This is a genomic window from Citrobacter sp. S39, assembly GCF_009495675.1.
Lineage (GTDB): Bacteria > Pseudomonadota > Gammaproteobacteria > Enterobacterales > Enterobacteriaceae > Citrobacter > Citrobacter freundii.
Genome location: NZ_CP045555.1, coordinates 2,852,801 through 2,864,373 on the forward strand (window position 1 = coordinate 2,852,801; position 11,573 = coordinate 2,864,373).

Annotated in this window: 11 protein-coding genes and 1 riboswitch; of the genes, 4 read left to right on the forward strand and 7 right to left on the reverse strand. The window is 51.4% G+C overall.

Going from position 1 to position 11,573, the window contains the following annotated elements; genetic code table 11:
• Positions 1-5 precede the first annotated feature (5 nt).
• From GFB57_RS13415 to pduA, 7 genes are read right to left on the reverse strand one after another with little or no spacing between them, the layout of a single operon-like run.
• Positions 6-356 (reverse strand): glycerol dehydratase reactivase beta/small subunit family protein, encoded by a 351-nt coding sequence (locus GFB57_RS13415; RefSeq protein WP_003030239.1) that lies wholly within the window; start codon positions 354-356, stop codon positions 6-8.
• Positions 346-2,178 (reverse strand): diol dehydratase reactivase subunit alpha, encoded by a 1,833-nt coding sequence (locus tag GFB57_RS13420; RefSeq protein WP_003030241.1) that lies wholly within the window; start codon positions 2,176-2,178, stop codon positions 346-348. The genes GFB57_RS13415 and GFB57_RS13420 overlap by 11 nt, the downstream gene beginning before the upstream one ends.
• A gap of 15 nt (positions 2,179-2,193) precedes the next feature.
• A complete protein-coding gene (gene pduE, locus GFB57_RS13425) occupies positions 2,194-2,712 on the reverse strand; it encodes a propanediol dehydratase small subunit PduE (RefSeq protein ID WP_003030243.1) in 519 nt (172 codons plus the stop codon).
• Between the two features lie 14 nt (positions 2,713-2,726).
• Positions 2,727-3,401 carry a propanediol dehydratase medium subunit PduD gene (gene pduD, locus GFB57_RS13430; RefSeq protein ID WP_003030247.1) on the reverse strand — a complete coding sequence of 225 codons (675 nt, stop codon included), beginning with the start codon at positions 3,399-3,401 and terminating at the stop codon, positions 2,727-2,729.
• A gap of 10 nt (positions 3,402-3,411) precedes the next feature.
• Positions 3,412-5,076, reverse strand: coding sequence for a propanediol dehydratase large subunit PduC (pduC, locus tag GFB57_RS13435; RefSeq protein WP_003030249.1), 1,665 nt, complete (start codon positions 5,074-5,076; stop codon positions 3,412-3,414).
• Positions 5,077-5,094: 18 nt separating this feature from the next.
• Positions 5,095-5,907: a propanediol utilization microcompartment protein PduB gene (pduB, locus tag GFB57_RS13440; protein WP_003030252.1), complete on the reverse strand. Its 813-nt coding sequence runs from the start codon at positions 5,905-5,907 to the stop codon at positions 5,095-5,097.
• The gene (gene pduA, locus GFB57_RS13445; protein ID WP_003030255.1) at positions 5,907-6,188 is read right to left on the reverse strand and encodes a propanediol utilization microcompartment protein PduA; all 282 of its coding nucleotides are present in this window, start codon (positions 6,186-6,188) and stop codon (positions 5,907-5,909) included. Before pduA ends, pduB begins: the two co-directional genes overlap by 1 nt.
• A 525-nt stretch (positions 6,189-6,713) precedes the next feature.
• Here pduA and pduF point away from each other — a divergent pair.
• From pduF to cbiB, 4 genes are all read left to right on the forward strand, one after another.
• The gene (gene pduF, locus GFB57_RS13450; RefSeq protein ID WP_003030258.1) at positions 6,714-7,523 is read left to right on the forward strand and encodes a propanediol diffusion facilitator PduF; all 810 of its coding nucleotides are present in this window, start codon (positions 6,714-6,716) and stop codon (positions 7,521-7,523) included.
• Positions 7,524-7,726: 203 nt separating this feature from the next.
• Entirely contained in the window at positions 7,727-8,638 is a 912-nt protein-coding gene (gene pocR, locus GFB57_RS13455) for a regulatory protein PocR (protein ID WP_003030260.1), read from the forward strand.
• Positions 8,639-8,970: 332 nt separating this feature from the next.
• Positions 8,971-9,146, forward strand: a riboswitch (cobalamin riboswitch).
• A gap of 87 nt (positions 9,147-9,233) precedes the next feature.
• Positions 9,234-10,613: a cobyrinate a,c-diamide synthase gene (locus GFB57_RS13460; protein ID WP_003030262.1), complete on the forward strand. Its 1,380-nt coding sequence runs from the start codon at positions 9,234-9,236 to the stop codon at positions 10,611-10,613.
• The gene (gene cbiB / locus GFB57_RS13465; protein WP_003030265.1) at positions 10,610-11,569 is read left to right on the forward strand and encodes an adenosylcobinamide-phosphate synthase CbiB; all 960 of its coding nucleotides are present in this window, start codon (positions 10,610-10,612) and stop codon (positions 11,567-11,569) included. The genes GFB57_RS13460 and cbiB overlap by 4 nt, the downstream gene beginning before the upstream one ends.
• The last annotated feature ends 4 nt before the right edge of the window (positions 11,570-11,573 follow it).

An 11,573-nucleotide genomic window follows, 5' to 3' on the forward strand; every position in this document is an offset into this window, starting at 1 on the left:
GTGGGTTATGAGTGGCATTCCCGGAACGGAATGCCTTTAACCAGCCGCGCAGCGTTGTTACCAATGCTGCGGCGATCGTGGCTATTTTGTTGATACGTCAGCGTAAAAAGCGGTGCTGATGAGGGTAAGTTTTTGTAGTGCACGACCAGTTTTTCACGGCTACAGCCAATACCAACCAGCAATGGTGATTGGCAGGCGGCCAACCATGCGTTGTGGATAACGTCAGTTGAGTCATTCTCCTGAATCACAAAGGGGATCCCTTCTTCTTCAATACCCAGCAGTACGTCATTCCAGATGTCAGCGCAGTCAGCACTGGTGAAGATAACGATGGCTGGCGTGGTGAGATTACTTTCCATGAGCGAATCCCTTATGCCAGGAGAGAATCAGCCCTGTCGCAACCGCATTGCGCGGACCTTCGGTACCACGAATATTGCCGCGCCCGGCAACCAGTCGATAATGCGCCAGAGCATCGGTGACTAGCTGCGGAACTTCAAAATCCAGGGATGAGCCGCCAACCAGTACCACAAAGGGAATATCCCGAATGTTCCCGGTCGGACTCACCTGACGTAGCGCTCTGAGTGCGTTAGTAACGAAAACGCGTTCCTTAGCACTTCGACGAATGGCCCGTACTTTCTCCAGCGCCAGTTCACCCGGCAGTGGCACCAGTTCATCGGGCTTCACTACGCACACGCGCGCAAAAACTGTTGGCGGGAGAGGTGTAGGGAAGAACTGAACGCTGCCGTCTTCGTGGCGAAGATGGAACAAGCTCTCAACTTTCGCCAACGGATACTTTTTAATCTCTTCCGCGAGATAACGGTCATCCAGACCCAGTTCACGGGCAATGATCATCGTGACCATATCGCCTGCACCCGCCAGGTGCGTGGCAATAATTTCGCCCTTAGGATTGATGATAGAAGCGTCGGTTGAACCCGCGCCGAGGTCCAGAATAGCCAGTGGTCGCGTGGTGCCCGGAGTAGTTAAGGCCCCCAGAATGGCAGCTTCGGCTTCGGCCCCGCCAACCTGGACGTCAATGTTGAGCTTTTGCGTGATCTCCTGGGCAATCATCGCCATTTGCAGGCGGTCTGATTTCACCATGGAGGCTATGCCGACAGCCTGTTCCAGCGAGAACTCACCGGCAAGTCCACCCGTCACGCTGACAGGAACCGAGGTATCGACCGCCAGCAGATCCTGAATAAAAATTTCATGACTGGGTTTGTTGGTTAATTCAGCCATAGTCTGGCGCACATGCTCCAGCATGCCGCCAATATTGGTGCCAGCTTCTCCGGTAACGTTATCCAGTTTCGGGCATTCACCAATCGCTTTCATAATCGCTTCGGCGCCCGCTGCAACGTCGACCCGTACTGTACGTCCCTGAGACTGTAGCTCCAGATTTCCGGCAGGAATCGCTCGCGCTTTCACATCACCTGACGGCGTTTTCACCACCACAGCTGAACGGTTGCCGATCAGCGCCCGTGCCATCGGAACAATGTTTTTAGTCTCATCGGCATTGAGGCCAAAGACAGTTGCAATACCGTAGGGGTTAGAAAGTGTTTCAATAACCTTTCCTGGTACGGCGACCTCAATGGCAGCCAGCATCCCCAACGGGATACGGTCAATATGAAGGACTTCATCGACTATGGGCAGGGGATGAGTCAGACGATTACTGACCAACACACCATCGTCCTGCTGCAAAATAACACCAGTCAACTGGTATCCGGCACGGACGGAGGCATTAATCATCGTAGCAACATCGGCGAAATCAAATGCCGATGACACCACCAGAATATAGGGCGTATCCGCCGGGCGACTGAGAAGGTCTTCCGGCGTAATAGTGACGCCCACGCCTAACCCGACACCGCCCGGTGTTTTAGGGTTATGGCCGATCATGGTGGATTCAGTGATGATGGTTTCGGTTATTGTTTCCATCGCCACGTCGCCAATGACCGGGGTGGCTTCGTTAATACGGATGAGCGAAATATCGCTGACATTGATACCGGCGTTTTTTGCCGCCAGCGTAAGGGCCTCCTGAATGCCAAACACATTACGTAATGTGCCCTTAATTCCGGTGGTTTCTGCCAGCGCGCTGCCGGTGATGCTCAGCACGCCAGACTCATCCAGAGTAGCCAGAGCGACTTCCGTTGATGAGTTGCCTATGTCAATGCCAGCTATATATCGCATGATCCTGTCCCTGAGTTAGTCGTCGCCTTTGAGTTTTTTACGCTCAACGTACAGCGCTGCCGCTTCACGAACGAAAGCTGCACAGATTTTTGCCTGATAACGATTTTCGAGATCGTCGGCGATAGCCATCAGCTCATCTTTTGTTGAGCGGTACGGGCGCAGCGCGTTGTAGATCTCAAGAATGCGATCGTCAGGAACAGCGGTTAGCTCGGCAGCGCGCTCAAAGTTCATCGCCAGCCTGTCACGTCCGGCATCTTTGGCGATTTCCGCCTGGAGGCGCAGTGTTTCAGGAGTGATGCGCATGTCCTGCGCGGTCACTTTGTTGCTCAGAACATTTTCAAGCGTGAAGTCGTCCAGCGTTTTGTTGGTCGCAGTTTTTACCCATTCAGGATGTTTATTCGCGAGAGGGTAATCCGTGACTTTCGCGGTATGTGCTGATGAACTCGCCGCGGGCGGAGTCGCGGACTCGCCTTGCAGGCTGTTCATCCGGCTCAACACATCCCGAACCATCGATTCAATTGCGTCGGTATTCATGGAGGTATCCTTTATCAAAGCGTCACGCGCAGTTCCTGCGGGTTTTTGCCTGTCACAACGTATTTGGTCTCTTTAATGTGCAGAATGGCTGATTTCGCCTGGTACTTAGGACGAGCCATCTGGTCATTCAGCGTAGGGACCGGTTGCGGAGATTCACGCTTGGCATAACGCGCGGCGTTTTTACCGATCTGACGATAGGTTTCCAGCGTCAGAAGCGGTGCCTGAGGGAACAGCTCCAGGTTTGAAAGCGGCGGTAACCCCTGCTGGTGGATAACCGTCGTGCCTTTTGACTGGATACCGATAGAGATCCCGGAACCGCTCAGACGGTTACCCTCAACGGCAACAAACGCCACATCGGAGGATTTAAAGCAGCGGATAACGCGCGCTTTAATGCCTTCTTCTTCAATACCGGCAATCACTTCGCGCAAGATATTCTTATGCGGGATCCCTACAATATTGACGGTTTGTGACAGGCCAAACGCCGGCCCTACGGCAATAATCACTTCGTCCTGTTGCTGGCCTTGTTTGGCTTCACCAATCTCGGTCAGAAAGCTGTCGCCCTGTGCCGTAGCAGCCTGAGGTGCGCTTGCCGCTGTAGATGCGCGGAAAGAGACGGGTTTGTCGCTGGTCTGCATTTCAGACAACACATCTTCAATTATCTGGCGCAGCAGTTTTTCATTAATTTCCATTTTTCACCCCTTAGCCAAGCTCGTTGGGATCAAGTGCGCCAGGGATGTTTTTGATCTCTTCCCAGCGTTCGCCTTGCAGGCGATAACCTGTTGCCGGACCGGCATAGTCGTTAACATCATTGACAGCGGATAGCACCTGTCCGTCGCCAACGATAATGGCGGAGGTATGCAGGTAATCCCCGGTTAACTTGGCTTTCTGGATGTTGAGCATGTCCTGAGCGACATCGGTAAATCCGCCCTGAGCAAGGGCTTTCACCACTTCCAGACCGTTACGGTTTTTGTTGATGATCTCTTGTGCAAACTTGATATCTTCAACGATGTTACGTTCCGGCATATCTTTCGAACCGTGGGCGTAGGTCGCCGCTTCCACTTCTTCATCAGTGATTGGCGGTAATCCCATCCCGGCAAAGACGGCCTGCAGCGCACGCGCCGCTTTGTTACGAATGGCGATAACGTCTTCTTCACGAACCGGGCGCAGACCACCGTCTACTTTCAGGTCACGCTGGAGAACGTTGTAGTCGTCAAAATCTTCAGCATCCTCGTTCGAACCCGCAAACATGTTGTCGTAGTTCGGCACTGCGGAATAACCAGAAGAAATGAAGTCAGTACCCGGCAGGAACTGCATCAGCAGACGCGCAGTACGACGCATATCCGAATGGGTAAAGGTTTGGTCGTTGCTGGAGGCGCATTCCAGATCCAGAGAGGAGCAGATCAGGTTTTCAGCCAGCACAGCACGAATTCCTGACGGCACGGCGGAAGGGACTCCGATGCAGCTTACGGAACCGTTTTGCAGACCCTGTACGCCAGCAGCTTTGGTGATGTAAATACAGCGGGCTTCCAGATAAAGCATCGATTTGCCTTCGGCGTAACCCATCTGAACTTCTGAACCAGAGCCGGAGGTAAAGCGCATTTTCAGACCACGGGATGCGTAGGACGAGGCGAGGAAGCCTTTAGACCATGGCGTGTCATCGCCGTCGGTAAAGACGGGTTCAGTACCATAGACGGAGATGGTTTCAGCGTAGCAAGTGTGGCCTAGCATCCCGAGTTTGAGTTCGGTTGCTTCTTCCAGAGAACACTGAGTTAACACGCCCGGGCGTCCAACCTGTGAGCCGACTAACAGCGCAATGGCGTTAAATGGCGCATAACGCGCAACGGCAACGGTCGTTTCCTGTTCGTCAAACCCGCGCCATGCGCCTTCAGCGGCATCAGCGGCAATTTGCACGGGGTTATCTTTGACATTAGTGACGTGCGCTTGTTGAGATGGTGTACGACGAGCACGCATTTTCTGCATGGCCATCATCATCTCAACGACGTTCATATGGGATACGACTTCGACGATTTTTGCCGGCGTCATTGCGGTGGTCAGCGGCACAATGTCTTTGCGCTTCACGTTGGGATCGCAAAGCATATTGGCCAGTTTGACCGAATCCATCGCCATGACTTCTTCAGCGCGTGCCAGGTTAATGCCGTAGCGGGCAATGAAATGGTCGATTAAGTCAAATTCACTGGCGGATTTACCGTCCAGTTCAGTGACTGTACCGTTGACGATTTTAATCGACGGTTTGGGGTCGTTCGGGCTTTCCATCGCAATGAAGCCTTCTTCGATCCACTCCTTAACGAAGCCATCCTGATTCACAGGGCGCTTCGCCAGTGCTTCAAATCTTTTCGATCTCATGAATCAGCCTCACTGATATCAGATGTAGGACGGACGATCGTTTTTCGGCTCTGAGCCGAGGGTCCCGAGTACGGTTTTACCGATTTCACGGGCGGAGATAACAGCCTGACGAACAGCGCCAGAGTCACCCGAAATAACCAGAATGGCTTCGTTACTGAAGCTGGTGCCATGAGCAGGGGAGCTGTAAGCCACAACTTCCACGTTGGCGGATTTCAGGGCAGTATCAGCCATCAGGACACCAACGGATGCTGGTGCGCCGACGATGACGCCACAGGCACGACCAATCGGTGCGCCAAAGGCTTTTTCCAGTGCGTAGCTGGCGCGTGCGGTGTACTGCATTTCGATGTGACCGGCTTCGTTGGCATAAACGTCGCCAAAGGTGCGATCCAGTTCTTTCAGTGCGACTTCAATGCCGCGTTTCACGTCGGAAACATCGTTGCCGCCAAGAATAATCAGCGAGCCATGACCTGCGCCGCCTTTGGTATCACGTGGTAACTCAATACTGACGACTTCAGTATTGGTGGCTTTCACCGCTTCATCGGCGGCCATGATGTGCGGGCCTGCGCCAGTACGGGCGCCAAGGATGCCAATGGAGCGATAGCGTTTTTCAAGTTTCATTGCGTCCAGTAGGGCACTGTCTACGTTGGCGATTACCAGACCGACGGTGTCGCCAATCGCGGTACCGACAAACTCCGTTAAACTGCAGCTTTTCTCTGCCATAGCCGTTTCTCGTGTTGGGTGATTATTTTCTGGGATAGCCTGCTGTTCTGGCGTTGCCACACGAGCAATCACCTGCGCCATGATCTGTTCAACCAGTTCATTGCTGCTCATTAGCTAATTCCCTTCGGTAAGATTTTTTCTACATCGGTATGCGGGCGTGGGATAACGTGTACGGCTTTCACTTCTCCCACATTACGGGCTGCGGCGGCACCGGCATCTGTTGCTGCTTTGACTGCGCCGACATCGCCGCGGACAATAACTGTTACCAGCCCCGAACCAATTTTTTCGTAGCCGACCAGCATTACATTGGCTGACTTCACCATTGCATCTGCGGCCTCTATGGCTGCAGTTAAGCCTTTGGTTTCTACCATTCCTAACGCTTCTTGTTGCATAAAGACCTCGCCTGGGTTGTCCCGATTTTCATGACTATAAAAAGAAGCGAGGAAAAAGAATGGCTGAGTTGAAAGTAAGAGTGAAAAAATAGTGGGGTAACGGTGAGATAAAATTGCTGTGTGTTATTGTAATACTATGTTTTTATTGGTTATTTTAATCTTAATCGATATGACTATTTGGTTATGTTAATTCCATATTTACACTTTTCTGAGTGACAGTTTAAATATCATTTGCTATGCGAGAAAAATGAAATTGTGATGATCGTTTGAAAATGGAATTCTGCTGTTCGCAATATTTTATTATTTTGAAAATGTACTTTTAATTGGGTGAATTCACGTTTTGTCGCCTGTTTTAATAAAGGTGATAGCAAAAATTTGCTATCACAACACGATTTTTAAGGGTATGTCGCTTGCAGATTGCCAACAATTTGCCGATACAGATTTTTATAGTAAGTCTTGAAGTAACCTTCCTGCCAGCAAGGAGTCCGCTGGTAAAGACACGAACTCTGCTTAGAAGGTGTCACAATGAACGATTCACTAAGAGCGCAATGTATTGCTGAGTTTTTGGGTACCGGGCTATTTTTGTTTTTTGGTATTGGGTGCCTGAGCGCCCTTAAAGTCGCGGGTGCCAGTTTGGGATTGTGGGAGATCTGCATCATATGGGGCTTGGGGATCTCGCTTGCAGTTTACCTGACAGCCGGGATTTCTGGGGCCCATCTCAATCCTGCTATTACCATCGCACTTTGGTTGTTTGCCTGTTTTCCTGGTCGTAAAGTACTGCCTTATTCTGTCGCTCAGATAGCGGGTGCCTTTGGTGGCGCTATGCTGGCCTATTTGTTGTACGGCAGTTTATTCATTGAGTATGAATCAGCCCACCAAATGGTACGCGGCAGTCTGGAAAGCCTGCAACTTGCCAGTATTTTTAGCACGTATCCTGCCGCCGCACTGAGTGTCTGGCAGGCCGCACTAGTCGAAGTGGTGATTACCTCCATTCTGATGGGGATGATTATGGCGCTAACGGACGACGGTAACGGCGTTCCCAAAGGCCCTCTGGCACCACTGTTGATTGGTATTCTGGTTGCTGTTATCGGCGCATCAACCGGCCCACTTACCGGCTTTGCGATGAACCCGGCACGTGATTTTGGTCCTAAATTGTTTGCCTGGATGGCCGGGTGGGGTGATGTTGCGATGACCGGCGGGCGCGATATCCCTTATTTCATCGTGCCGATTGTGGCTCCCATCATCGGCGCCTGTGCGGGCGCAGCAATTTATCGTTATTTTATTGGCAAAAATTTACCGTGTAATTCGTGTAAGTTGGAGGAAAACGAGAGCTAGCTTCATGAAAGATGTTTATTATTGAAAGGCAAAAACTGTTTTCGTGATCCGGTTTCCTGAACGGCTTAAAAAGTCTCCCAAGAATGGGAGACTTTTGTTATGTTCAATGCTGACTTTCATCAGAGCGCTGGATCGCGAGATGAAAATGAATGTGTGAATAATATGTTTTATTTATAACAATAAATTAACTGAGAGGTTTTATCATGATTTCTGCGAGTGCCCTGAACTCAGAACTCATTAATAAAATCGCACAGGATTTTGCACAGGCCACCAGTCTGGCTGTTGTGGTTGTCAATATTCACGGTGATGAAATTTCTGAGCTTTTTAATTTCACTCCTTTTTGCCAGTTGATGCGCCAGCATCCTCAGCATAGTACGCGTTGTCGTATGAGCGACCGCTGTGGCGGGTTGGAAGCCTCTAAGTCCGATCAACCTTGCATTTATCGCTGCCATGCCGGGCTTACCGATTTCTCAATTCCGCTGGTCATCGCGGGACACCTGGTAGGGTTTGTGCTTTGTGGACAAGTACGCTTAAGTAACGATGTAGGCCTCGTTGATATTCTGAACGTCGATGACCGCTGGCAAGCCGATCCTGAGCTGGTCAACGAGTTCCGTAATGTACCTGAGATGGACTATTCTCGTGTCATTGCCTCAGCGGATTTACTCAAGCTCATCGTCGAAAATTGCCTTAAGAAACAACTCAATTTTGTTGTTATCAAAGATAACCCGCAGCAGTCAGAGCCGGTACGCGCTAACCGCAGTACCAACCCCCATGACAGTAAAATGAAAAAAGCCCTGCGCTATATTGATGCGCATTTATCAGACGAGCTGCGTCTGGAAGATGTTGCCTCTCATGTTTTCCTTAGCCCGTACTATTTCAGTAAATTGTTCAAAAAATATCAGGGTATCGGTTTTAACGCATGGGTAAACCAACAGAGAATGGCAAGTGCCAAAGAGTTGCTTTGCCACAGTGACTGGAGCATAGCCAGCATTGCGCGTAATTTAGGCTTTTCGCAAACCAGCTATTTTTGCAAAGTGTTCCGTCAAACGTATCAGGTTACGCCGCAGGCATTTCGCCAGCAAATTAATGTCATTTCACGCGGAGAGTCCGCTTAAATAGCAATATTTTGCTATTGCCGATTTTTGATATGTGGCGCTATGCCCGTCATTATAAAATGAAAAATAATGACAGCTGCCAATAAATTGTCATAGCGCAACAAAATAATGGTATTAGAGGGATAAACTGCACCAGTTTTTATTTTTGTGATGAGATACAGTGTCTGTGTGAATGACTTTCTTTATTCTTAGCTGATACTTTCATTCAAAAAGTGAACGTATGAATATGTGGGAAAAGGCCAGGAAATTGGCTGAATGAATTCGGAAAGATATTAAACTGAATTATTGTCATGAGGTCGTGAATTTACCTCATAACAGAGAGCTTAATTAACCAGGCTCTTGAACTGACAGGTTTGCCACATTTGTGGTAGGGAAGGGGGTGAGAATCCCCCGCAGCCCCCGCTGCTGTGATGCTGACGACCCCGTATGGACCACTGATCGCAAGATTGGGAAGGACGGGTTAGGATGACGCTAAGCCAGAAGACCTGCCTGTCAGTGACTACCAACAACTTCGGTGGGAAGTGGGTGGTTCAGATGCATACAGTCGAGAGACTGGGTATCTCTACACCCCTACCACCCTGAACAGGATCAGGGTATGGCGGCCAATTTTCACGCATTTGTTCTTGCAGGTACCGGAAGCGGCTGTGGTAAAACCACGGTGACGCTGGGCTTGTTGAGCTTGTTGAAAAAACGCGGTTTGCGCGTCCAGCCTTGCAAAGTGGGTCCTGATTACCTTGATACCGGCTGGCATACAGCGGTATGCGGTACCGCTTCCCGCAATCTTGATAGCTTTATGCTTCCCGTCCCCACGCTGAACGCTCTATTCAACGAGCAGATGCGACATGCAGATATCGCCGTTATTGAAGGTGTGATGGGGTTGTATGACGGCTATGGTACCGACCCAAACTACTGCAGCACCGCCGCGATGGCTAAACAGTTAGGCTGTCCGGTCATCTTACTGGTTGATGGCAAAGCCGTTTCCACCTCAATCGCCGCAACAGTAATGGGTTTTCAGCATTTTGATCCCACCCTGAACATCGCCGGCGTTATTGTTAATCGGGTTAACAGCGAAACGCATTACCAGTTACTGAAAGTCGCAATCGAACGTTACTGCGATGTACCCGTCTTAGGTTACGTACCCCGTATGGATGGGGTTGCCCTTCCCGAACGACATTTGGGTTTAGTCACCGCACGTGAGTCGGTTGTCAATCAGCAACCGTGGCAGGAGTTTGCCGCGACGCTGGAGCAAACCCTTGATATTGGCGCACTGCTGACATTAAGCCTGTCAACCAATCTTCCTGCTGGCGAATGGCCTGCGCTGCCTGCCGCAGATGCCGGAGCAGGGCTAACGCTTGCAATTGCCGATGACGAAGCCTTCAACTTCTACTACCCGGACAACATTACGCTGCTGGAACGTACGGGGCTTAATATTGTTCGTTTTAGCCCGTTGCACGACACCTGCTTACCCGACTGTCAGATGATCTGGTTAGGTGGTGGATATCCTGAGCTACATGCTGCGGCGCTGGCTCGCAATGTCTCGATGCTGAAGCAACTGCGAGCGGCACATCAACGTGGCGTCGCGATTTACGCAGAGTGTGGGGGGCTGATGTATCTCGGCAGTTCGCTTGAGGACAGTAACGGCGATACCTGGCTGATGGCGGATATCATTCCCGGCCACAGCAAAATGGGAAAACGTCTGACCCGATTTGGCTACTGCGAAGCGCAGGCCGCGCAGCAAACATTGTTAGCAGCAGAAGGGGAAGTGCTGCGCGGGCATGAATTCCACTATTCCGATTTTACCCCTGAAACGCCAGCGGTGATGAACTGTCGCAAAGTGCGCGATGGTAAAACGCTGCAAGCCTGGTCTGGCGGCTGGCAGGTCGGAAACACCTTCGCCAGCTATCTACACGTTCATTTTGCTCAACGTCCGCAGATGCTTAACCACTGGCTGACAGCCGCGAGGAGCGCGCTATGACGATCCTTGCGTGGTGTGTTGCCTGGTTGCTTGATTTTATCATCGGCGATCCGCAGAACTGGCCGCATCCGGTGCGCTGGATTGGCAATCTGATTTCTGCAGTGCAGCGAATTATTCGGCGTTATTGTCATAGCGACCGTGCGCTGCGCATTGGTGGCGCGGTGATGTGGATTGTGGTGGTTGGTCTGACCTGGGCTGCGTCCTGGGGCGCGCTGGTACTGGCAAAATCTGTTCATCCCTGGTTGGGTTGGGTGGTAGAGGTATGGATGATCTTTACCGTGCTGGCCGGGCGATGCCTGGCGAATGCCGCACAGGATGTCGAACGTCCTCTACGGGCCGGTGACATTGCCGCGAGTCGGGAAAAACTGTCGTGGATAGTGGGTCGTGATACCTCGCAACTGCAACCGCAACAGATCAATCGCGCGGTGGTGGAAACCGTGGCTGAAAACACCGTCGACGGCATTATCGCGCCGCTGTTCTTTCTCCTTCTCGGCGGTGCGCCCCTGGCGATGGCCTACAAAGCGGTAAACACCCTTGACTCCATGGTGGGCTACAAACATGAAAAATACCGCGCTATCGGTATGGTCAGCGCGCGTCTGGACGATGTCGCGAACTTTATTCCTGCAAGACTGAGCTGGCTGCTGCTGGGCGTGGCGGCATTTTTATGCCGTAAAGACGGCTCGCGAGCTTTACAGATTGGCTGGCGCGATCGCTACAACCACAGCAGCCCAAACTGCGCGTGGTCAGAGGCATCCGTAGCCGGGGCATTAGGCATTCGTCTGGGTGGTCCTAATGACTACTTTGGCGAGCGCGTTGAGAAACCGTGGATCGGTGATGCACAACGCGACATTTCGGTAGACGACATTTCCCATACGATTCGACTGATGTGGGTGGCATCGACGCTGGCACTGGCGCTGTTTATTGCGCTGCGGTGGCTGTGGGCCGGTGTAGCCTGAGGAC